Source organism: Rhodoglobus sp. GW821-FHT12B09, assembly GCF_058809925.1.
In genome coordinates this window covers 378,072-397,964 of record NZ_JBXATB010000003.1, presented here as the reverse complement: position 1 = coordinate 397,964, position 19,893 = coordinate 378,072, and the positions used below count along the sequence as shown (strand labels likewise).

The window sequence follows — 19,893 nt, the reverse complement described above, 5'->3', positions numbered from 1 at the left end:
CTACTCGGCCGGGACGAAGACAGCCACCTTCGCGGGGCGCACGAGGCGGTCCCCGAGAATGTAGCCGGGCTCGATCACGTCGGCGATCGTGTTGACCGTGACATCCGGATTGGGCAGCTGCACGACGGCCTCGTGGAAGGCCGGGTCGAAGGGCTCGCCCTTCGACCCGACCTGCTTGAGGCCGTACTTCTCGAAAGCGCCGCGGAGCTTCTGCGCGACGATCGTCAGCGGAGCGCCCTCGACCAGGTCGCCGTGCGCCTCGGCGCGGGCGAGGTCGTCGAGCGCCGGCAGCAGCGAGCGGATGACCTCGGAGATGACCGCCTCGCGGTTCGCCTGCCGGTCCCGCTCCACGCGCTGGCGGAAGTTCACGAGCTCGGCCTGCGCGCGCAGCATGTCGGTGCGCATCTCGGCGACGAGGTCGGTCGCGGCCTGGTCGAGCAGGGCCTGGTCGGCCTCGCTCAGATCCTCCACGACGTCCCCCTCGGGGGCGGACTCGTCGTCCGCCCCCTCGGAGGGCTCGCGAACGTCACCGGTCTCCGGGTCGATCCGCCGCTTGTCGCGGATGATCGGCTCGTCCTTCTCCGAATCGTTCTCTTTGTCAGCCATGTCCTTGTCAGCCACTACTTCTTGGGCTCTTCCTCATCGTCGACGACCTCGGCGTCGACGATGTCCTCGTCGCTCGCCTGCTCCTCAGCGGGGGCCTCGCCCTCGGCGGGAGCCGCGGGCTCCTGCGAGGCGGAGTAGATCGCCTGACCGAGCTTCTGCTGGCTCTCGCTCAGCTTGTCGAACGCGGTCTTGACCGCGGCCTCGTCGTCGCCGGCGAGCGCCGTCTTGAGCGCGTCGACGTCGGCCTGCACGTCGGTCTTCACGTCCTCGGGGAGCTTGTCCTCGTTGTCCTTGATCAGCTTGTCGGTCGAGTACGCGAGCTGCTCGGCGGTGTTGCGGACCTCGGCTGCCTCGCGGCGGGCCTTGTCCTCCGCAGCGTGCTCCTCGCCCTCGCGCACCATGCGCTCGATGTCCTCCTTCGACAGCGAGCTGCCGCCGGTGATCGTCATCGACTGCTCCTTGCCGGTGCCCTTGTCCTTGGCGGACACGTGCACGATGCCGTTGGCGTCGATGTCGAAGGTGACCTCGACCTGCGGGATGCCGCGGGGCGCCGGCGCGATGCCGGTGAGCTCGAACGTCCCGAGGTTCTTGTTGTCCCTCGTGAACTCGCGCTCGCCCTGGAAGACCTGGATCGCGACGGACGGCTGGTTGTCGTCCGCGGTCGTGAAGGTCTCGCTCCGCTTGGTCGGGATCGCGGTGTTGCGCTCGATGAGCTTCGTCATGATGCCGCCCTTGGTCTCGATACCGAGGCTCAGGGGGGTGACGTCGATGAGGAGCACGTCCTTGCGCTCGCCCTTCAGCACGCCGGCCTGGAGGGCGGCGCCGACGGCGACCACCTCGTCCGGGTTGACGCCCTTGTTGGGCTCCTTGCCGCCGGTGAGCTTCTTCACGAGCTCGACAACGGCGGGCATACGGGTCGAACCGCCGACCAGGACCACGTGCGCGACGTCCTCGAGCTTGACGCCCGCTTCCTTGATGACGTCGTTGAACGGCTTCTTGGTGCGCTCGAGCAGATCCTGCGTAAGCTCCTCGAACTTGGCGCGGGTGAGCGTCTCATCGAGGTTGGCCGGGCCGTTCTCCGTGAGGGAGAGGTACGGCAGCTGGATGGTCGTCGAGGTCTGGCTCGACAGCTCCTTCTTGGCCTGCTCGGCGGCCTCCTTGAGGCGCTGCTTGGCGATCTTGTCGTTCGAGACATCCACACCCGTGGTGTCCTTGAACTTGCCGATGAGGTAGTCCACGACGCGCTGGTCCCAGTCGTCGCCGCCGAGGCGGTTGTCACCTGAGGTCGCCTTCACCTGGATGGTGGAGAAGTCGTCGTCCTTGCCCACTTCGAGCAGCGAGACGTCGAAGGTACCGCCACCGAGGTCGAAGACGAGGATGAGCTCGTCCTCCTTGCCCTTGTCGAGGCCGTACGCCAGCGCGGCGGCCGTGGGCTCGTTGATGATGCGGAGGACGTTGAGGCCGGAGATCTCGCCGGCCTCCTTGGTGGCCTGGCGCTCGGCATCGTTGAAGTACGCGGGAACGGTGATGACCGCGTCGGTGACGGGCTCGCCCAGGTACTGCTCGGCGTCGCGCTTGAGCTTCGCGAGGATGCGCGCGGAGATCTCCTGCGCCGTGTACTTCTTGCCGTCGATCTCGGTGGTCCACGTGGTGCCCATGTGGCGCTTGACGGAGGCGATGGTGCGGTCGACGTTGGTGACGGCCTGGCGCTTCGCGGTCTCACCGACGAGCACCTCCCCGTCCTTGGTGAAGGCGACGACCGACGGGGTCGTCCGGAAGCCTTCAGCGTTGGCGATGACGGTGGGTTCTCCACCCTCGAGGACGGCAACCACGGAGTTCGTGGTTCCGAGGTCGATTCCTACTGCTCGAGCCATGTGCTCTTACTCCTTGTTTTGTGGTCCAGGTGCACCGGTGGGTTGAGTGGGCCCTTTCGGGCCGTATCGAAACCTGAGCCGTGCGATATCAAGTTTGGCCCCTGTGGATAACTCGTGTCAAGCTCGCTCGCTGAAAGTTGAGTGTGAGCGGCTCAAGGTGACCCCCGCCTTCGAGAAGACGTAGGCTGGCAGCTCACCGAACAAGGATTGAGACAGTGAAGACAGTCACCGGTTCCGCGCCCACGCGCTGACCTGACCCCTCTAGGCCCCTCACAGCGGCCGGGCTCCGTCAGCGCATTCGCCCTGATTCGGAGACCCCATGTCATCTGTACTTCTGCACGCTCTCTCGCTCACCTGGCCCGACGGCACGGTGGCACTGCACGACATCACCGCGGCGTTCGGCCGCGGGCGCACCGGCCTCACCGGGTCGAACGGCGCCGGCAAGTCCACGCTCCTGCGGCTGATCGCCGGCGAGCTCTCCCCGACGTCGGGCACCGTCACGACGACGGGCGGCGTGGGCTACCTGCGCCAGGACCTCGCGCTCAACGGCGACCGGACCCTCGCCGACGTGCTCGGCATCTCGGCGACCCGCGCGGCGCTGGGGGCGATCATCGCCGGAGACGCCTCCCGAGAGAACTTCGAGCTCATCGGCGACGACTGGGATATCGAGGAGAGGGCGGTCGCCGTGCTCTCCGGGCTCGGGTTCACCGGGGCGGGAGAGCTCGACCGCGAGGTACGGACGCTCTCCGGCGGGGAGGTGGTGCTCGCCGGCCTCGCGCGGCTCCGGCTCGGGGCATCCGGCATCACGCTTCTCGACGAGCCCACGAACAACCTCGACCGACGGGCGCGCGAGCTGCTCTACTCGGCCGTGCGCACATGGTCGGGAACCCTGATCGTCGTGAGCCACGACCGCGAGCTGCTCGACCTCATGGACGAGACGGCCGAGCTGTACGAGGGCGGCATCCGGATGTTCGGAGGCAACTTCAGCGCCTACCTCGAGCAACTCGACGCCGAGCAGGAGACAGCCGAGCGCCTCGTGCGCGCCGCGGAGCAGGACGTCCGCGTCGAGAAGCGGCAGCGCGCGGAGGCCGAGGTGAAGCTCGCGCGCCGCGCCCGCTACGGCCAGACAGACTTCGAGAACAAGCGGATGCCGAAGATCATCATGAGTCAGCGCAAGTCGAACGCGCAGGTCAGCGCCGGCAAGCACCGCGGCATGATGGCGGAGAAGGTGGGCGCTGCGGAGAGCGCCCTCGAGACCGCCGAGTCGAGACTGCGGCCGGATGCCCACATCCGCGTCGCCCTCCCCGACACCGCGGTGCCCACCGGCCGCACGGTGCTCGAGCTCGACGCCGACCCGCGCCCGCTCGTGCTGCGCGGCCCGGAGCGGGTGGCGCTCACGGGCGCGAACGGTGCCGGCAAGACGACCCTGCTCGACCGGATCGCGGCGGGCGACGTTACCTTCCGCATCCCGCAGCTCGGGTACCTCCGGCAGCGGATCGACGACCTGGGCGAGGGCACGGTCGTCGAGACGGTGCGCGCCGCCGCGCCCGACCGCACAGCGAACGAGGTGCGGGCCCAGCTCGCGCGGTTCCTCTTCCGCGGCGCGCAGGCCGAGCGCCCGGTGGGCCAGCTGTCGGGGGGCGAGCGCTTCCGGGTCGCCCTGGCCCGCATCCTGCTCGCCGACCCCGCGCCCCAGCTGCTGCTGCTCGACGAGCCGACGAACAGCCTCGACCGCCAGAGCGTCGCCCAGCTTGTCGACGCCCTTGGCGCCTACGAGGGCGCTCTGCTGGTGGTGAGCCACGACCACGAGTTCCTCGATCGGCTCGGGATCGCCCGCTGGCTCACGATCCGGCGGGAATCGGGGCTGGAGGAGGCGGCAAATCCAGTCACCCGCAGTTCACCGCCAGCCACTAGCGTGTGACCATGACTGACGAAGCACCCGACAACGCCGTCCCCAAAGTGCCCGCCGCCGCAAACACCCTGGCCATCGGCGTCATGGGCCAGCAGCTCTCCGACGACCGCGTCGTGCCGCGCAAGCAGGTCGCCTCTTGGGCCCTGTGGGACTGGGCCACGCAGCCGTTCAACTCGGTGATCCTGACCTTCGTCTTCGCCTCGCTGTACCTGATCTCCGACACCTTCCTGCCCGCGGATGTCGCGGCCCTCGCCGACGGCGACCCGGTCAAGGACCGCGCGCTGGCCGACCTCACCAGCGGCTACGGGCTCGCGACCACGATCGCCGGCGTGCTGATCTTCCTGCTCGCCCCGGTGCTCGGCCAGCGCGCCGACGCCAGCGGCAACAAGAAGCGCGTCCTCCTCCTCTTCACCGGCGTGCTCGCGCTGCTGCAGTTCGCCCTCTTCTTCGTCTACGCGAGCCCCGAGTACTTCTGGTACGGCGCGGGAGTGCTCGCCCTCGGCGCGGTCGTCTCCGAGATCGCCGGAGTCAACTACAACGCGATGCTCGTCCAGGTCTCCACCCGGTCGACGATCGGCAAGGTGAGCGGGCTCGGCTGGGGCCTCGGCTACCTCGGCGGCATCGTCGCCCTCGTCATCGTCGTCGTGCTGACCTTCGCCGACTGGTTCGGCCTCGACACCTCGGGCGGCCTCGCCTACCGGCTCATCGCCGTGGGCTGCGCGGTCTGGACCGTCGTCTTCTCCCTCCCCCTGCTGTTCAACGTGCCGGAGTCGCTCCCGGCTCCCGGCCGGGAGCGCGTCGGCTTCTTCCGCAGCTATGTCGTGCTGGTCAAGGACATCGCGCGCCTGTACCGCGAGAACCGCCCGACGTTCTGGTTCCTGTTCGCGAGCGCGATCTACCGCGACGGCCTCGCGGGCGTGTTCGCCTTCGGCGGCGTGCTCGCCGCGGTGGCCTTCCACTTCACCACGAACGAGGTGCTCATCTTCGGCATCGCGGCGAACGTCGTGGCGGGCATCTCCACGATCATCGCCGGGCGCATCGACGACGTCGTGGGGCCGAAGGCGGTCATCCTGTTCACCCTGTTCGGGCTCGTGCTGATGGCCGTCCTGCTGTTCGCGCTGCACGACCTCGGCACCGCGGTGTTCTGGGCGGGCGGGCTCACGCTCTCCGCCTTCGTGGGGCCCGCACAGGCGGCAAGCCGCTCGCTGCTCGCGCGCGTGACTCCGGAGGGCCTGCAGGGCGAGATCTTCGGCCTCTACGCGACCACCGGCCGCGTGGCGAGCTTCATCTCGCCCGCGCTGTGGACAATCTCCATCGCGGTGTTCGGTGCGACCATCTACGGCGTTCTCGGCATCGCCCTGGTGCTGCTGGTCGGCGCGGTCCTGCTGCTGTTCGTGAAGCTCCCGAAGTACGTGCGCGCGGAGTCGCCGAGCCTCGTCCCGGGGTCGCTCTCGTAGGCCAGCCCGGCTCGGCGGCCCACCCCGGCTCGGCGGCCCAGCCCGGCTCGGCGGCCCAGGCCGCGACGAGTTGCCGCAAAGTGCTCTGCTGAAAGGTCAACGACCGCAGATTGGGGCAACTCGCGGGCTCCTTCGACGTCCGGTGACAGTTTTCGCTGGCGAAAGTCGGCCGCGGCAGACAGGCTTAACCCATGACCACAACCGCCGACAAGGCCGCCCTCCTCGACTCGCTCCACGTGCCCGGAACACCGCTCATCGTCACCAACGTGTGGGACGCCCTGAGCGCCCGCGCGGTGGCCGCCGCCCCGGGAGTGAAGGCCCTCGCGAGCGCCTCGCACTCGGTGAGCAACACCCGCGGCTTCGAGGACGGCGAGGGCATGAACGTCGATCTCGCCGTGGAGTCCGCTCGGGCCATCACCTCGGCCGTCGACCTGCCGGTGTCGATCGACTTCGAGCGCGGCTACACCCGCAACCTCGCGAAGCTGCACCAGAACATCACCCGCCTGATCGACGCGGGGGCGGCCGGTCTCAACTTCGAGGACAGCACCGGCAACGAGGCCCAGCCCCTCTTCCCGCTGGCGGAGCAGCTCGACCGCATCCGCACGGTTCGCGCGGCAGCTGACGCCGCGGGCGTTCCCCTCGTCATCAACGCGCGGGTCGACGCGCTCGTGCGGGGCAGCGACTGGGATGACGCACTCACGCGCGCGAACGCCTACCTTGACGCGGGCGCGAGCGTCATCTTCATGCTCGGCCTCGGCGACGAGGCGGCCGTGGAGAAGGCGGTCGCGGGAGTGAACGGGCGCGTCTCCACGATCTCCGGCCCGAACTCGGTCCCCCTCACTCGGCTCGCCGAGCTCGGCATCTCGCGCGTGAGCTTCGGGCCGTACACGCTCGGCCTCGTGCTAGCCCACCTCCAGGCCGCGGCCGCGCAGCTCACCGCGCTCGGGGACTACCCGCAGGAGCTCGGGTTCGAGTACTCCCTCGAGGACCCGCGCCGCATGACCCTGCCGGTGGAAGACCACTACGAAGAGGTCTAGCGGGTCCACCCCTCCACGAACCGGGTGAGGAGGGCGGCGAAGGTGGCCGTCTCCTCCGCGGTGAACCCGGCCACCGCGTCGGCCACGGCGGTCCGGCGAGACTCGTTGGTCTTCGACAGGATGCTGCGCCCCTGCTCGGTCAGTTCGACGACGCTGCGCCGGGCATCCCGCTCATCAGCCCGCCTGGTGACGAGGCCCCGCTCGGCGGACTCGTTGACCAGTCGGCTCGCGCGCGGCTGGTCGACGCCGATGAGGTCGGCGATCTCCGAGACGCTCAGGCCGTCGCGCTCACGGAGTGCAGCGAGCATCCGGAACCTGGCGGCGCCGCCCATCGTGCGGTCGTGCGGTCCGCGGTAGCCGCGCACGCGCGGCATGTGCTCGAGGTCGCCGGGCGTGCGGGCATCGCCGTGGTTCTGCTCCGCGCCCCGGTGCGGTCCGCCGCGCATCCACGGCGGTCCGTCGTGCCCGGCCCGGCCCGGCCCGCGCGGCCGGGAGTGGCGCAGCGCGATCACCGCCGCTTCGATCGCGGCGACCGGGTCTTGACTTTGCTGATCCATGTATGTAATCTTACAACTGTTGTCATATGACATGCATCTATCGATCAAAGGAAATACCCCATGACTACCCCCACTGAATCACGAACCACCCGTCCGAACTTCTGGCTCCGCGCCATCGAGGTTCGCAAGCACGAGCTGACCCGCGAGTACCGCAAGACGCTCGGCGCCACCGCCCGCGAGGGCATCTCCGACGAGGACTACGCCACCACCATGGCCACGCTCGAGAAGATGGCCCGCAACCTCGGCTGGGATGAGACCCAGCAGCACGAGCGCCCCTTCGGCCGCGGTCGCGGCTTCGGCGGCCACCGCCACGGCCACCCGGGCATGATGCGCGGGCGCGGTCCGCGTCATCCGTTCGCCGACCAGGCTCCGGCCGAGACTCCCGAGAGCTAACGGACCATGGCCTCTCCTCGACCGATTGGATTCTGGCTCAAGCTGGTCGATCGCATGATCGACGAGCAGTTCGCCTCGACCCTCGAGGAACACGGCGTCACCCGGCGCCAATGGCAACTCCTGAACGTGCTCTCCCACGAGCCCGCGACGGCGGAGCAGCTGGATGCCGCGGTGGCGCCGTTCCTGTCTGGCGAGGGTGACGACACCTCCGCCGAGCACCTCGCCGAGCTCGTCGACAGCGGATGGGTCTCCGCGGGCGCGCAGTACGACATCACCGAGCGCGGCCGCACGGCGTTCGACAAGCTCGAGGCGGTTGTCGCCGCCCAGCGAACGATCGCCGCCGAGGGCGTCACGCCCGACCAGTACGAGCAGACCGTCCAGGTGCTCGAACGCATGGCCCGCAACCTGGGCTGGAGCGACTAGCCCAACAGCCTCGCGAGAGCGGTACGCGCCCGCGCGTACGGCTCCGCGCTGTCGAAGAGCAGCGACATGTCGTTCGCGCTGTCGAGCAGCGCGGTGATCTCGAAGGCCAGCTGGGCGGCGTCCGTCGCCTGGTCCAGCTCGCCGCGCGCAACGGCGCGTTCTACGGTGCGGCAGACGAACTGCTGCCATTGCCGCATCGCGTCGGCCACGGCATCCCGCACCGGGCCCCTCTGCGACCCGAGCTCCGCCGACGCCGCCGCGAAGAAGCAGCCGCCCGTGAACACTCGCGTCTCGCTGTAGCGCAGCCAGGCGTCGACCAGCACCGTGAGCCGCTCGCGACCGCCCTTCACCTCCAGCGCCGGCGTCACCACGTTCCCGACGAAGATCTCGGACGCCGCCGCGACCGTGGCGAGCTGCAGCTGCTCCTTGGTGCCGAACAGGGCGACCACGCCGCCCTTGCTCATCGACGTCTCGGCCGCCAGCCCGCCGATGGAGAGGCCCTCGAGCCCCTCGACGGAGGCGATATCGACGGCAACGCGCATCACGGCGCGGCGCGAGCTGTCGCCCCGCGCCCTGCGCCCGTCGATCGTGGTCATGGTTGCCATTGTGCTCCCTCCACCCTACTATACGAACGATCGTACTTATAGTTTGGAGTTCGCATGAGGGTGCTCGACGCACTGCCCGCGCCGGTGGCGGCCGAGATCGCCTACGGCCTCTGGGGCAGCCTCGGCAGGCCCGAGTCGGTCCACGACCGTGACCGGGCTGTGCACGAGCGGGCCGTCACCGGGGCCCTCGAGGTGCACGGCAAGCGCGTCGTCACCTACCGGTGGGGCAGCGGGCGCCGCGTCATCCTGCTCGTCCACGGCTGGCGCAGCCGCGCCTCGCGGTTGAGCGCGCTCGTCCGGGCGCTCGAGGCCCCGGATGCCACGGTGCTCTCCTTCGACGCCCCCGGCAACGGCGCCTCCCCGGGCCGCCGCACCACCGTCCTCGACTACGCGGAGGCCGTCCACCAGCTCGGCGAGCAGTACGGCCCGTTCCAGGCCGTCGTCGGCCACTCGTTCGGCGTGCTCGCGACGTTCCTCGCCGTGCGCGAGGGCACCGCGGCGCGGCGGATCGTGGGCATCTCCGGGATGCACGACGCCGACGGCATCGTCACGGAGTTCTCCCGGCAGCTCGGGCTGTCCGCCGCCGTGGTGCGCCGGCTGCGGGACAAGATCGAGCGCCGCACCTTCACCGTGGTCGACGAGCCGTGGGCGCGCTTCGTCTCGCGCGTCGACGACCCGGGCATCCCGCTGCTGCTCGTGCACGACGAGGGCGACCGGGTGGTCCCCTCCGGCGAGCTCGACCTGATCGCCGCCGACCACCCCGGTCACGTCGACCTGATGCGCACGACCGGGCTGGGGCACTCGCGGATCCTGAGCGACCCCGCCGTGCTCGACGCCGTCGCGGGGTTCGTCCTCCCGCATCGCGCTACAGATTTCGCGTCGCGCTACTGAAACTGCTGGAGCGCAACGAGAAAGGTGTGGCGCGGCGGGCTAGCGCACCAGCCAGGCGAACCAGATCATGAGCATCGTGACGAGGAAGCCCGTGGCGAAGTTCAGCCAGAGGAACCGCTTCCACCCGCGGTTCGCGCGCTCGCTCTCCGCGTCGGAGACGTTCCAGAACTGGGCGCAGCTGATCGCGTAGGGCAGCACGAGCACGGCCGCGAGCGGGCCCGGCCAGCTCGAGAGCAGCAGCAGCACCCCGCCGAGCAGATAGGCGACGACCGAGAGCCGCACTGTCGCGCGCGCGCCGATCACCGTCGCGATCGACGCGATGCCGCCCTCGCGGTCAGCAATGACGTCCTGCACCGCCCCGAAGGCGTGCGACGCCGCCCCCCACAGGAAGAACGCGCCGAGTACCGCCCACAGCTGCGGGGTGAACGCCGCGCCCGCGAGCACCAGGCCGTAGACCGCGGGCGAGACGAAGTGCGTGCTCGACGTGACCGAGTCGAGGAAGGGGCGCTCCTTGAAGCGCAGCACGGGGGCGGAGTAGGCGACCACCGCGAACACGCTCACGGCCAGCACGAGCCAGCTGAGGGGTGAGCCGACGAGCACGAGGTACACGAGGAAGGGGACGTTGGTGGCGATCGCGGCGATGATCGTCGGCCGGTGCATCCCGCGGTCCAGGAGCGCGCCCTCGACGCCGCCCTTGCGGGGATTCCGCAGGTCGGACTCGTAGTCGAAGACGTCGTTGATGCCGTACATCGCGAGGTTGTACGGGATGAGGAAGTAGAGGGCACCGACTATGAGGGTTACGTCGACCTCGCGCGCGGTGAGCAGGTATGCGGCCGCGAACGGGAATGCCGTGTTCACCCAGCTCAACGGGCGGGAGGAGACGAAGAGCGCCCTAAGCACGGGGCCTCCGCTCCAACAGCACCCACAGCGACGGCAGCCCGATCACCGCGGCGAGCGTGTACGCGAAGTCCTCGAGGGGCGCGACGCCGATGAACGCGCCGCTGATGAGCGACTCGTTGTACGCGACGAGCCCCACCGAGATCATGATGTTGTCGAAGACCGCGGTCATGACGAGCAGGATCGCGAGGGTGATGCCGACGGCGGGCCAGCGGAGACGGCGTCGAGCAAGGACCGCCACGGCCACGATGACCGCGAGGAAGATCGCGTTGAGCGCCCAGTAGGTCATGACGCGTCCGGTTTCGACAGCCTCAGCGAGCACCAGCCGTACACGTTCATCGTCAGGTAGCAGAGCAGTGCGAGGAAGAAGACCTCCTCGAGCGGCACCTCCGGCGCGATCTGCAGCCCGGTCATGAAGGCCGTCTCGCCGCGGAAGAAGATTCCGCCGCCGACGCCCGCGAGGTCCCAGGCGAGGAAGAACGCGAGCCCGACGGCGAGCACGATCGCCGCGCGGCGCGCGTCCCGCCAGAAGAACAGGCGGAAGCGGCGGTCGAGCACGACCATGCCGGTGAGGGCGACGAGCAGAGCGAGCAGATAGAGCAGGATCATGCGTCGAGAGCCCCAGCACGGCCCAGCGGCTCCGGCAGCGGGCCGGTCGAGACATCCCCGCGCAGCCGCTTCACGAGCAGCTCCGCGCTGATGAGGCACATCGGCAGCCCGATGCCCGGGATCGTGGAGCCCCCCGCGTAGTACAGGCCCTTGACCTTCTTCGACACGTTGCCCGCGCGGAAGAAGGCGCTCTGCCCCAGCGTGTGCGCGGGCCCGAGGGCAGTACCGCGCCAGGCGTTGAGGTCCTCGACGAAGTTGCCCGGCCCCACGGTGCGCCGCACCGTGACACGAGAAGCCAGGTCCGGGATGCCCGTCCAGTCGGCGATCTGCGCAATGACCCTGTCGCCCAGCACCTCGATGCGGGTGTCGCCGTCGCCGTCCACATCGCCGCGCCCGATCGTCGGGTCCGCGGGGATCGGCACGAGCACGAAGAGGTTCTCGTAACCCTCGGGCGCGACATCCGGATCGACGCCGCTCGGCTTGCACACGTAGAGCGACGCGGGCTCGGGGATGGACGACACGTCGCCGAAGATCGCGTCGAAGCCCTTCTTCCAGTCGCGCGTGAAGAGCAGATTGTGGTGCTCGAGCTCGGGCAGCTCGCCCTCGACGCCCAGGTAGAGCAGCAGAGCGCTCGGCCCCGGGGTCTTCGAGTCCCAGTACTCCTGGGGGTAGGTGCGCTCGCCCTCGATGAGCAGCTTCGTCTCGGTGTGGTGCAGGTCGGCGGCGGAGACGACGATCTCGGCGTCCGCGAACTGCACGTGGCGGTCGGCGTCGAGGTAGGTGACGCCGGTCGTCGCACCGTTCTCGACCACGATGCGCGTTACTTCAGCACGCGTGACTATGGTGACGCCCTCGGCACGCGCCAGGTCGGCGATCGACTCGATGACGCGGGTGAAGCCGCCCATCGGGTACAGCACGCCGTCCTGCAAATCGAGGTGGCTCATGAGGTGGTACATGCTGGGCGTCAGGTAGGGCGACGACCCCAGGAACACCGCGGGGTACCCGAGCACCTGGCGCAGTCGGCTGTCCTTGAACCGCCGCTTCACGAACGTCGAGAGCGGCTGCAGGAGCAGCTTGAGGAAACGGCCCGCCTGGCCGAGCACGTCCTTCTTCAGCAGCGGCCGGAAGTCGGCGAACGTCGTGTAGAGGAAGCGGGCCTTCGCGAGCTCGTACACCTCGCGCGCGGACTCGAGGTACGCGGTGAGCCGGGCGCCTGCGCCCTTCTCGATGCCCTCGAAGAGCGCGACGTTGTCCTCGACCTCCGCCGAGATGTCGAGCGGCTCGGCGACCCCCTCGAAGAACACGCGGTAGCCGGGGTCGAGCGTGATGAGCGTGAGCTGCTCCTCCGCGCTCGTGCCGAGCAGCTTGTAGAAGTGGTCGAAGACCTCGGGCATGAGGTACCACGACGGGCCCGTGTCGAAGCGGAAGCCGTCGTGCTCCCAGGATCCGGCCCGGCCGCCGACCTCGGCGCGGCCCTCGAGAAGCGTGACCGTGTGGCCCTCCCGGGCGAGCAGGGCGGCGCTCGCCAGGCCTGCGATCCCGCCGCCGATCACGACGACGGCGCTCATCGGCCCACCGCCGCGGCGAGCGCGAGCCTGGCCTTCACGGGGTTGGGCACCCGCACGCGGGCGCGCACGAGCTCGCTCGCCGGGGTCGCCCGCAGGCGGGTCGAGAGCTCGGCGAACAGGGACTGCGCGAGCGCGACCGCGCGGCGCGAGCTCCGGGGCAGGTCGGGCACGACCGCGGCCGACACGGCGAGATCGGCGTCGATGTCGTCGAGCAGCCGGGTCTTGGTCGCCTCGTCGAACGAGTGCACGTCGACATCCGGGAAGTAGCTGCGGCCCAGCGTCTCGAAGTCGGCCGCGAGGTCCCTCAGGAAGTTGACCTTCTGGAAGGCGGCGCCGAGCGCGCGGGCACCGGTCTCGAATCGGGGCAGATCGGTCACGGCCTCACCGTGCAGGAACGCGCGCAGGCACATGAGGCCCACCACCTCGGCCGAGCCGTACACGTAGGTGTCGAAGCTGGCCTGGTCGTGCTGCTTCTGGCTGAGGTCCATGCGCATCGACTCGAAGAAGGGGGCCGTCAGCTCCTCGCCGAAGTCGACGTCGCGGGCCGTGAGGGCGAAGGCGTGCACGACGAGGTTCGAGCTGAACCCGATGCGCAGGGCCTCGCCGGTCTCGGCCTCGAGGTCGTTGAGCGCGCGGGCGGCCTGCAGGGTGTCGATGCTCGCGCCGCCGTCGACGATCTCATCCGCAACACGCACGAGCGCGTAGATGTTCTCCACGTGCTGGCGCACGCCGGCGCCGAGCAGCCGGGATGCGAGTCCGAACGACGTCGAGTACCGGTGGATGACGATGCTCGCCGTCTCCTCCGCAACCCGGTCGTAGAGTGCCTCTCTCACAACGTGCCTCCGCTCACTTGACGCGCCCGAGCACGGCGTCGGCGACGGGATGCAGCTCCGCACGCAGCGCGGCCGGGATGTGCCCCTCGGCCAGCCGGGCGAGCGCGCGGTTCGCGTAGTAGCGGGCAAGGCCCTCGGCGAACGACTTGGCCCCGCAGGAGACCAGCAGCTCCCGCACCCGGGCCGCATCCTCCTCCGTGAGGTCGGGGTTGCCGATGTGGCGCTCGACGTCGGCCCACTCGCGCGTGCTCGTCGCGTACGCGATCAGGACAGTGCGCTTGCCCTCGCGCAGGTCGCCGATCGTGGTCTTCCCGGTCTCGGCCTCCACGCCGAAGACCCCGAGGAGGTCGTCCACGAGCTGGTAGGCGATGCCGATCTCGCGGCCGAACTCGCCGAGGGTCGCGACCACCTGCTCGGAGGCGCCCGCGAGGATCGCCCCCGCCTGCAGCGGGCACTCGAAGGAGTACACCGCGGTCTTCAGCCGCTCCATGGTGAGGATGTCGTCCACCCGCGGGACCTCGAGCGCGATCTGGAAGTCGACGTCGATCAGCTCCCCCGCCGCGGAGGCGAAGAGCGCGTCGTCCATCACCTCGAGCAGGCGCGCGCGCGTGACATCCGCGACGCCGCTCCGGTCGATGAGCCGGTAGGAGTTGAAGAGCGCGAGATCGCCGGCGATGACCGCCGCGGAGATGCCGCTGTGCTCGGCAACGCGCTCGGTCGAGCCGGCCGCGGTCGCGGCATCCCGGTAGCTGCCGGAGATGTTCGGGACGCCACGGCGCACGAAGTCGTGGTCGATGACGTCGTCGTGCACGATCAGGGCCGTGTGGAGGAGCTCGAACGCGGCGCCGATGTAGGCCGCCGCCTCCAGATCTGTGCCGCCGAGGGCCTGGTACGCGCAGAGCACCATCTTCGGGCGGAACCGCTTGCCGCCCGTGGTGTTCTGCTCGAGGGTCTCCCAGAGCTGGACGTACTGCGGCCCGAAGGCTGCCGCGCGGTTCTTGGATAGGGTGAAGAAGCGCGCCAGCACGGCGTCGACCTGCACCTGCCTCTCCTCTGAGAGACCGAGCAGTCCAGAACCATCCATTTAGGCAGACTACCGTGGCAGCAACTGAGCAGGTCGTGCTGGTGGATGCCGCGGGCGAACCGATCGGGGTCGCGGACAAGGTCGCCGTCCACACCACCGACACCGCCCTCCACCTGGCGTTCTCGTGCCACGTCTACAACGCCGACGGACTCGTCTTGGTGACGCGGCGCGCTCTCGGAAAGCTGACGTGGCCCGGCGTGTGGACCAACTCGTTCTGCGGGCATCCGGCGCCCGGCGAGGCGCTGCCGGATGCGATAGTCCGCCGCGGCCTCTTCGAGCTCGGCATCACCCTCCGCGACATCGAGGTCGTGCTCCCCGACTTCCGCTACCGCGCCGTCGACGCCTCCGGGATCGTCGAGAACGAGGTGTGCCCGGTGTTCCGGGCGGTGACCCACGATCAGGTCGCGCCCAACCCCGACGAGGCCGCCGAGTTCTCGTGGGTGTCGCCGGAGTCCCTGCACGCCGCAGCGGTCGCGGCGCCGTACGCGTTCAGCCCGTGGCTCGGCTGGCAGCTGGAGCAGTTGCGCTAGTTGCCCTTCGCGCCCGCATCGGTCGAGCGCACGTCGGTGCGGTGGAAGTTGAGGTGGCTGCGCGACGCCGTCGGTCCGCGCTGGCCCTGGTACCGGTTGAGGTACTGGCCCGAGCCGTAGGGGTTGTCCACGGGGGAGCTGGTGCGGATGAAGCACAGCTGCCCGATCTTCATGCCGGGCCAGAGCTTGATCGGGAGGGTGGCGACGTTGCTCAGCTCGAGAGTGACGTGGCCCGAGAATCCCGGGTCGACGAAACCCGCGGTCGAGTGCGTCAGCAGCCCGAGGCGGCCGAGGGAGCTCTTGCCCTCGAGGCGCGCGGCGACGTCGTCCGGGAGCGTCACGAGCTCGAACGTACTGCCGAGCACGAACTCGCCGGGGTGCAGGATGAACGGCTGGTCGGCGTCGACCTCGACCAGGTGCGTCAGGTCGGGCTGGTCTTCGGCGGGATCGATGAACGGGTACTTGTGGTTGTCGAAAAGCCGGAAGAACCTGTCGAGCCGCACGTCGATGCTCGACGGCTGCACCATCTCCAGATCGAGCGGCTCGAGGGCGATGCGCCCCGCTGACAGTTCTGCACGGATGTCGCGATCACTGAGAAGCATGCGCCCCACACTAGCTACTCGTGGTCGTGCAGGGGGCGGCGCACTGACCGCACGTTCATCCCGATGGCGGCGCTTTCCACAGGTTCGCACTCTGTTCGAACATAGTTTCGAATGTGCGGTATAATCTATGTATGGTTCTTGAGCCCTCAGTGGAAGCCGCCGTCGAGCGGGTCACCGCCGAGCTCGAGAGCCTCGTCGCGGCTCTGGCCGCGCACCCGGCGTCTGCGGTCGCCGACACCATCGCCGCGGTCGAGGCCGTGGGCCGGTTGATGGATGCCGCGCGGGTGCTCGCGGTGGCGTCACTTGCGCGCGACAGCCAGGAGGCCGAAAAACTCGGGTTCGCGTCATCGATTGCCGCCGTCGCCACCCTGGCCCAGGTCTCCGAGCGAACGGCCCGGGCTCGACTCGCGCTCGCGGAGAACGTCAGGCCTCGACTGTCGGTGACGGGAGCACCCCTCGGGCCGCAGCGCCCTGAGCTCGCGCAGGCACTGACCGCCGGTCGCCTCGGGTTCGAGGCCGCCGTGCTGATCGACCGCGAGCTGCAGAAGTCCGCCTCGCGCGTACCGGGCGAAGCCCGGGCCGCCGCGGAGTCCCTCATGGTCGGGCTGGCCTGCGGGGTCGACCCCTCGGGCGGGCACCTGCCGCCGGTCTCCGTGGACTACCTCGCCCGCCACATCCGCACCGTTGGCGCGGCCATTGATCCCGACGGCGCGCGGCCACGGGAGGAGCACGCGGCGCTCTTGCGGGACGTGTGGGTCGGCAGGGAGGACGAGGACGGGCTCTTTCCCTTCGGCGGGCGCCTCAAGCCGGAGCTGGCGATACCTCTGCTGCGCAGGTTCGAGGCCGCGCGCCGGTCGCCCCGGTTTGCCGCCAAGCCCGACGTCGGTTCCACCCCCGGCACTGGCCCCGACTCATTCGATGACGTCGCAGAAGGCCGCGACCCGCGCACCCCGGGGCAGCGGCGCCACGACATCTTCGGCGAGATCCTCCTCGCGGCGATCGCCGAGAGTGGCGCACCGGTGATGAACGGTCGCACCGCCTCCGTGCTCGTCACGGTCACCGCCGAGAGCCTTCACCGCCCCGACGGGCGAGACTCCGACCCGATCGGCACCATGAGCGGTTCAGACTCCCCCGTGTCCCGGCGCACGGTCGACCGGTACATCGACGCCGGTGGCTACCGCACCGTCACTCTTGCACCGACGGGCGCCGTGCTCGGCATCGGCTCGCCCGAGCGCTGCTTCACCGCCACCCAGGCGCTCTCCATCGCGGCCAGGGACGGAGAACGCTGTTTCACCCCGGGATGCACGACCCCCCACACCGCGCTGCAAGTGCACCATGTCATTCCCTGGCGCGACGGCGGCCCGACGAACACCGGCAACGGCATACTGCTCTGCTACTGGCACCACCAGCTGGTCGACAACGGACCGTGGAGGTACCGGATGACCTACGGGCTTCCGGAGGTGCGGGGGCCGGGCATCCCGGAGTGGACGCGCCCGCTGTCACCGTTGGCGTACGCCGCCTAGTCACAGTCCGAGTGCGGGATTCGCCGCGCGGAGAGCGTCGAGCGCCGCGCCGACCACCGCGCCGGAGAGGTGCAGCGACGACCCGTCGCACACGATCCAGACACCCCCGGTGAACAGGTGCGTGGTCCCGACCGAGCCGATCTCGTTCTCGCCCTCGAGCTCGAACGCCGTCACCGTGCCCATCGTCGTCTCCGCGTATCCCGCCGAGGTGAGCTCGCCCTGCAGCGTCGCGCGCTCGGCGTCCGTGATGCCGGCGACGACCAGCTGGAACAGCCCGTCGGACTGCGGGATGCCCCACAGGCACGCCCGCGCCGGGCTCGCCGTTGACAGCACCACCGGAATGGACGGGACAGTGAGACGCCCCACGAACTCGCCCGCCGGCTGCTCGCCGAGGAACGCGGTGTTCTCGCTGAACAGGTCCTGGGCCGTGCCGAGAGGGAGCATCGTCTCGCACTCCGGGATCGCGAGCGGCGGGACGGTCACGGTCGGCGTCGGCTTCGGAGTGGGCTTCACCCCGGTGGCGGTCGGCGGCGGCGTGGGAGTGGGTTCCGGCGAGACCGGGGTGCAACCGGCGAGCGCGACGACGAGAGCTAGTGCGCCCAGTAGGTGAATGCGCTTCATACGCTTGAGGGTAGCTCCGGGCATCCCGACCTCGAAAGCCTCAGGTGGTCACGGTATGCTCTCTATCTGGCGGGCGACCGTCGCACGCGGATGTAGTTCAATGGCAGAACTTCAGCTTCCCAAGCTGATAGCGCGGGTTCGATTCCCGTCATCCGCTCCATCTCGTTACAGGGCTCATCTCGTTACAGGGCTCATCTCGTTACAGGGCTCATCTCTTCACCGGGCTCATCTCGTCACCGGGCTTATCTCTTCACGGGCAGCAGGTCGGCGGCGACTTCGGCCGTGGCCGACGCCGGGACACCGGCCGCCGCGGCAAACTCGGGCCACGAGCCGATCGCATCGTTCACGTCCCCGATGATCGCGCGCGCCCCCTCGACGTCGAACCGCTCCGCGACCGCGATGAAGTCCTTGTAGCCGGCCCCGGCGAACTTGCCGTTGACGCTCATCAGGTGCTGGGAGGTCCAGATGCTCTTCGGGTTGTGCGCGTGCGTGACGTCGTAGGCGGGTGCGAGCGACCAGGCCCCAGACCGGTCCATGAGGAACGAGTGGTTCTTGGTGTGGTCGTCGTTGTTGGCTGCGGCGACGTTGAACACCATGCGCCGGAATACCTCGCCCCTGGTGTCCGCACCGAGGCCGAGCCTCTCGGCGGCGAGGAAGAGCTGGGAGTAGTCGTGAACGGCGCGCGCGTTGTAGTCAAGGCCCGCGAGGCCGCAGAGAGACTGCATGTGCAGCTTCTCTGCACCGACCCGGTCGAAGCGCTTGCTGATGAAATGCGCGCGGCCGTTCTCCTCGATGAGGCCGGTGTCGGGTACCGCGATGCCGGCGGACGCGGCCATGAGCGCGTAGGCGCGCTCGATCCGACCGTAGCTCTGCGCCGCTCCGAGTTCCTGATCGGGGCCGATGCCGTCGAACTTCAACAGCCACGCCTCGTAGCCGGGAGCGGGCACGGTGTGCCCGGCCCGGATCTCGCCGGTCAGCCTGTCGAGGTTGATCACCGCCTTGGCACGGGCTCCGCCCGCACTCGTGCCGACGTTGATGATCTGGGTGAGCGCTCGCTTGGCCTCGTCGTCATCCGCTGCCAGGTTGCCTCTCACGACGTTGCGCGCGGCGATGACCAGCTCGCTGAGGTCTAGGGCTGTGGGCCGCGGACCGTCCTCGCTGGTGGCGGGTGCGAACTCGAGCGCACCGAGACCCCGTTCGCCGAGGTACGCCAGCCGGTCGAGGGGAGTGATCGCGGACGCCGGGATTCCCTCCTGTGCGAGCCGGGCGTCGACGAGGGCGTTGCCGAAGCGGTCGGGGAGGGAGTCGGCGATCGGCGGCGGCAGTTCCTTGAACGTCTCGGCGGGCAGACCCGGGAAGGTGAAGATGCCCGTGCGACTGTCGAGCGGCATGAGCAGCGGGGCGAGCTCGATACCCCGCCTCCGCCACGACGGCGAGTACTCGAAGGCATAGGCCCCGCGTGCCGCGCCGGCCGCCAGCGCACCGACGGTCACGCCGAACGCGCGGACCTCTATGACCGTCGTCCGCTCGAACGCGCTCATCGGGGCTTCCGCGCGACGCGCCGCGGCGGCTTCCGCTCCCGGCGCTGTGCGGCCAACTGCTGCAGTGGGCTGGCGACCGACTCATCGGGGGCGATGCCGTCCATCCAGTCGTCCAGGTTCAGCACTCTGGCGATCTTGACCAAGGTGCTGAGTGACGAGCCGCCGCCGTTCTCGAGCGCGCTAACGGAGCCGCGGCTCACCGATGCTCGCCGTGCCAGCTCGTCCTGATCGAGACCCAGGCCGATACGCACCGCCCGAACCTGGGCTCCGATACGCACAAGCCACTCGTCGGTCGTTCGTCGCGGCGCGCTCACATTTCCGAACATTAGC

General features: G+C 69.5%; 22 protein-coding genes and 1 tRNA gene. 9 read left to right on the top strand and 14 right to left on the bottom strand.

All coding sequences use genetic code 11. The features are described from left to right. Both AC1RTC_RS09150 and dnaK read right to left on the bottom strand, forming a co-directional pair. On the bottom strand, positions 1 to 621 hold the full coding sequence (locus AC1RTC_RS09150; protein WP_493155206.1) for a nucleotide exchange factor GrpE: 621 nt from the start codon (positions 619 to 621) through the stop codon (positions 1 to 3). Continuing rightward, a complete protein-coding gene (gene dnaK / locus AC1RTC_RS09145) occupies positions 621 to 2,480 on the bottom strand; it encodes a molecular chaperone DnaK (RefSeq protein WP_493155205.1) in 1,860 nt (619 codons plus the stop codon). The genes AC1RTC_RS09150 and dnaK overlap by 1 nt, the downstream gene beginning before the upstream one ends. A 319-nt stretch (positions 2,481 to 2,799) precedes the next feature. Here dnaK and AC1RTC_RS09140 point away from each other — a divergent pair, with 319 nt between their 5' ends. The 3 genes from AC1RTC_RS09140 to AC1RTC_RS09130 all read left to right on the top strand — a co-directional run bounded on the left by AC1RTC_RS09140 (position 2,800) and on the right by AC1RTC_RS09130 (position 6,886). Then, entirely contained in the window at positions 2,800 to 4,401 is a 1,602-nt protein-coding gene (locus AC1RTC_RS09140) for an ABC-F family ATP-binding cassette domain-containing protein (RefSeq protein WP_493155204.1), read from the top strand. A 2-nt stretch (positions 4,402 to 4,403) separates the two neighbouring features. Continuing rightward, positions 4,404 to 5,849 (top strand): MFS transporter, encoded by a 1,446-nt coding sequence (locus AC1RTC_RS09135; RefSeq protein WP_493155203.1) that lies wholly within the window; start codon positions 4,404 to 4,406, stop codon positions 5,847 to 5,849. 191 nt (positions 5,850 to 6,040) lie between these two features. After that, positions 6,041 to 6,886, top strand: coding sequence for an isocitrate lyase/PEP mutase family protein (locus tag AC1RTC_RS09130; RefSeq protein ID WP_493155202.1), 846 nt, complete (start codon positions 6,041 to 6,043; stop codon positions 6,884 to 6,886). Here AC1RTC_RS09130 and AC1RTC_RS09125 read toward each other — a convergent pair. Continuing rightward, positions 6,883 to 7,443: a MarR family winged helix-turn-helix transcriptional regulator gene (locus AC1RTC_RS09125; RefSeq protein WP_493155201.1), complete on the bottom strand. Its 561-nt coding sequence runs from the start codon at positions 7,441 to 7,443 to the stop codon at positions 6,883 to 6,885. The genes AC1RTC_RS09130 and AC1RTC_RS09125 overlap by 4 nt on opposite strands. 60 nt (positions 7,444 to 7,503) lie before the next feature. Here AC1RTC_RS09125 and AC1RTC_RS09120 point away from each other — a divergent pair, with 60 nt between their 5' ends. Further along, complete coding sequence (locus tag AC1RTC_RS09120) at positions 7,504 to 7,836, top strand: hypothetical protein (RefSeq protein ID WP_493155200.1); 333 nt, start codon at positions 7,504 to 7,506, stop codon at positions 7,834 to 7,836. Positions 7,837 to 7,842: 6 nt separating this feature from the next. Continuing rightward, positions 7,843 to 8,259 (top strand): MarR family winged helix-turn-helix transcriptional regulator, encoded by a 417-nt coding sequence (locus tag AC1RTC_RS09115; protein ID WP_493155199.1) that lies wholly within the window; start codon positions 7,843 to 7,845, stop codon positions 8,257 to 8,259. On the opposite strand, the gene AC1RTC_RS09110 is transcribed toward AC1RTC_RS09115, so the two are convergent. Beyond that, positions 8,256 to 8,864: a TetR/AcrR family transcriptional regulator gene (locus AC1RTC_RS09110; RefSeq protein WP_493155198.1), complete on the bottom strand. Its 609-nt coding sequence runs from the start codon at positions 8,862 to 8,864 to the stop codon at positions 8,256 to 8,258. The two genes, AC1RTC_RS09115 and AC1RTC_RS09110, sit on opposite strands and share 4 nt — an antisense overlap. A gap of 54 nt (positions 8,865 to 8,918) precedes the next feature. On the opposite strand from AC1RTC_RS09110, the gene AC1RTC_RS09105 reads away from it, so the two are divergent. Further along, complete coding sequence (locus AC1RTC_RS09105) at positions 8,919 to 9,755, top strand: alpha/beta hydrolase (protein ID WP_493155197.1); 837 nt, start codon at positions 8,919 to 8,921, stop codon at positions 9,753 to 9,755. Positions 9,756 to 9,794: 39 nt separating this feature from the next. Here AC1RTC_RS09105 and AC1RTC_RS09100 read toward each other — a convergent pair whose 3' ends face one another. From AC1RTC_RS09100 to AC1RTC_RS09075, 6 genes are read right to left on the bottom strand one after another with little or no spacing between them, the layout of a single operon-like run. Further along, positions 9,795 to 10,655, bottom strand: coding sequence for a prenyltransferase (locus tag AC1RTC_RS09100; RefSeq protein ID WP_493155196.1), 861 nt, complete (start codon positions 10,653 to 10,655; stop codon positions 9,795 to 9,797). Continuing rightward, on the bottom strand, positions 10,648 to 10,941 hold the full coding sequence (locus AC1RTC_RS09095; protein WP_493155195.1) for a lycopene cyclase domain-containing protein: 294 nt from the start codon (positions 10,939 to 10,941) through the stop codon (positions 10,648 to 10,650). Before AC1RTC_RS09095 ends, AC1RTC_RS09100 begins: the two co-directional genes overlap by 8 nt. After that, positions 10,938 to 11,261, bottom strand: coding sequence for a lycopene cyclase domain-containing protein (locus AC1RTC_RS09090; protein ID WP_493155194.1), 324 nt, complete (start codon positions 11,259 to 11,261; stop codon positions 10,938 to 10,940). The genes AC1RTC_RS09095 and AC1RTC_RS09090 overlap by 4 nt, the downstream gene beginning before the upstream one ends. Then, the gene (crtI, locus tag AC1RTC_RS09085; protein ID WP_493155193.1) at positions 11,258 to 12,829 is read right to left on the bottom strand and encodes a phytoene desaturase family protein; all 1,572 of its coding nucleotides are present in this window, start codon (positions 12,827 to 12,829) and stop codon (positions 11,258 to 11,260) included. Before crtI ends, AC1RTC_RS09090 begins: the two co-directional genes overlap by 4 nt. Next, complete coding sequence (locus tag AC1RTC_RS09080) at positions 12,826 to 13,662, bottom strand: phytoene/squalene synthase family protein (RefSeq protein ID WP_493155192.1); 837 nt, start codon at positions 13,660 to 13,662, stop codon at positions 12,826 to 12,828. The genes crtI and AC1RTC_RS09080 overlap by 4 nt, the downstream gene beginning before the upstream one ends. 13 nt (positions 13,663 to 13,675) lie before the next feature. Further along, entirely contained in the window at positions 13,676 to 14,746 is a 1,071-nt protein-coding gene (locus AC1RTC_RS09075) for a polyprenyl synthetase family protein (RefSeq protein WP_493155191.1), read from the bottom strand. 14 nt (positions 14,747 to 14,760) lie between these two features. Here AC1RTC_RS09075 and idi point away from each other — a divergent pair, with 14 nt between their 5' ends. Further along, positions 14,761 to 15,276: an isopentenyl-diphosphate Delta-isomerase gene (gene idi / locus AC1RTC_RS09070; protein ID WP_493155190.1), complete on the top strand. Its 516-nt coding sequence runs from the start codon at positions 14,761 to 14,763 to the stop codon at positions 15,274 to 15,276. Here the strand turns inward: idi and dcd are convergent. Next, on the bottom strand, positions 15,273 to 15,878 hold the full coding sequence (gene dcd / locus AC1RTC_RS09065) for a dCTP deaminase (protein WP_493155189.1): 606 nt from the start codon (positions 15,876 to 15,878) through the stop codon (positions 15,273 to 15,275). The genes idi and dcd overlap by 4 nt on opposite strands. 131 nt (positions 15,879 to 16,009) lie before the next feature. On the opposite strand from dcd, the gene AC1RTC_RS09060 reads away from it, so the two are divergent. Beyond that, a complete protein-coding gene (locus AC1RTC_RS09060) occupies positions 16,010 to 17,401 on the top strand; it encodes an HNH endonuclease signature motif containing protein (RefSeq protein WP_493155188.1) in 1,392 nt (463 codons plus the stop codon). Here the strand turns inward: AC1RTC_RS09060 and AC1RTC_RS09055 are convergent, their stop codons facing one another. Next, a complete protein-coding gene (locus AC1RTC_RS09055) occupies positions 17,402 to 18,022 on the bottom strand; it encodes a hypothetical protein (protein WP_493155187.1) in 621 nt (206 codons plus the stop codon). An 86-nt stretch (positions 18,023 to 18,108) separates the two neighbouring features. On the opposite strand from AC1RTC_RS09055, the gene AC1RTC_RS09050 reads away from it, so the two are divergent. Next, a tRNA-Gly gene (locus AC1RTC_RS09050) sits at positions 18,109 to 18,182 on the top strand. Between the two features lie 82 nt (positions 18,183 to 18,264). Here AC1RTC_RS09050 and AC1RTC_RS09045 read toward each other — a convergent pair. Together AC1RTC_RS09045 and AC1RTC_RS09040 are read right to left on the bottom strand one after the other, a co-directional pair. Then, complete coding sequence (locus AC1RTC_RS09045; RefSeq protein ID WP_493155186.1) at positions 18,265 to 19,563, bottom strand: type II toxin-antitoxin system HipA family toxin; 1,299 nt, start codon at positions 19,561 to 19,563, stop codon at positions 18,265 to 18,267. Continuing rightward, positions 19,560 to 19,889: a helix-turn-helix transcriptional regulator gene (locus AC1RTC_RS09040; RefSeq protein WP_493155185.1), complete on the bottom strand. Its 330-nt coding sequence runs from the start codon at positions 19,887 to 19,889 to the stop codon at positions 19,560 to 19,562. The genes AC1RTC_RS09045 and AC1RTC_RS09040 overlap by 4 nt, the downstream gene beginning before the upstream one ends. Positions 19,890 to 19,893: the final 4 nt, after the last annotated feature.

Bases quoted from the DNA above. Each gene is read 5' to 3' on its own strand.
- dnaK (WP_493155205.1), bottom strand. From the start codon at position 2,480: ATGGCTCGAGCAGTAGGAATCGACCTCGGAACCACGAACTCCGTGGTT.
- AC1RTC_RS09060 (WP_493155188.1), top strand. From the start codon at position 16,010: ATGGTTCTTGAGCCCTCAGTGGAAGCCGCCGTCGAGCGGGTCACCGCC.
- AC1RTC_RS09045 (WP_493155186.1), bottom strand. From the start codon at position 19,563: ATGAGCGCGTTCGAGCGGACGACGGTCATAGAGGTCCGCGCGTTCGGC.
- AC1RTC_RS09090 (WP_493155194.1), bottom strand. From the start codon at position 11,261: ATGATCCTGCTCTATCTGCTCGCTCTGCTCGTCGCCCTCACCGGCATG.
- dcd (WP_493155189.1), bottom strand. From the start codon at position 15,878: ATGCTTCTCAGTGATCGCGACATCCGTGCAGAACTGTCAGCGGGGCGC.
- AC1RTC_RS09115 (WP_493155199.1), top strand. From the start codon at position 7,843: ATGGCCTCTCCTCGACCGATTGGATTCTGGCTCAAGCTGGTCGATCGC.
- crtI (WP_493155193.1), bottom strand. From the start codon at position 12,829: ATGAGCGCCGTCGTCGTGATCGGCGGCGGGATCGCAGGCCTGGCGAGC.
- AC1RTC_RS09040 (WP_493155185.1), bottom strand. From the start codon at position 19,889: ATGTTCGGAAATGTGAGCGCGCCGCGACGAACGACCGACGAGTGGCTT.
- AC1RTC_RS09130 (WP_493155202.1), top strand. From the start codon at position 6,041: ATGACCACAACCGCCGACAAGGCCGCCCTCCTCGACTCGCTCCACGTG.
- AC1RTC_RS09095 (WP_493155195.1), bottom strand. From the start codon at position 10,941: ATGACCTACTGGGCGCTCAACGCGATCTTCCTCGCGGTCATCGTGGCC.
- AC1RTC_RS09075 (WP_493155191.1), bottom strand. From the start codon at position 14,746: ATGGATGGTTCTGGACTGCTCGGTCTCTCAGAGGAGAGGCAGGTGCAG.
- AC1RTC_RS09105 (WP_493155197.1), top strand. From the start codon at position 8,919: ATGAGGGTGCTCGACGCACTGCCCGCGCCGGTGGCGGCCGAGATCGCC.
- AC1RTC_RS09120 (WP_493155200.1), top strand. From the start codon at position 7,504: ATGACTACCCCCACTGAATCACGAACCACCCGTCCGAACTTCTGGCTC.
- AC1RTC_RS09055 (WP_493155187.1), bottom strand. From the start codon at position 18,022: ATGAAGCGCATTCACCTACTGGGCGCACTAGCTCTCGTCGTCGCGCTC.
- AC1RTC_RS09110 (WP_493155198.1), bottom strand. From the start codon at position 8,864: ATGGCAACCATGACCACGATCGACGGGCGCAGGGCGCGGGGCGACAGC.
- AC1RTC_RS09140 (WP_493155204.1), top strand. From the start codon at position 2,800: ATGTCATCTGTACTTCTGCACGCTCTCTCGCTCACCTGGCCCGACGGC.
- AC1RTC_RS09125 (WP_493155201.1), bottom strand. From the start codon at position 7,443: ATGGATCAGCAAAGTCAAGACCCGGTCGCCGCGATCGAAGCGGCGGTG.
- AC1RTC_RS09135 (WP_493155203.1), top strand. From the start codon at position 4,404: ATGACTGACGAAGCACCCGACAACGCCGTCCCCAAAGTGCCCGCCGCC.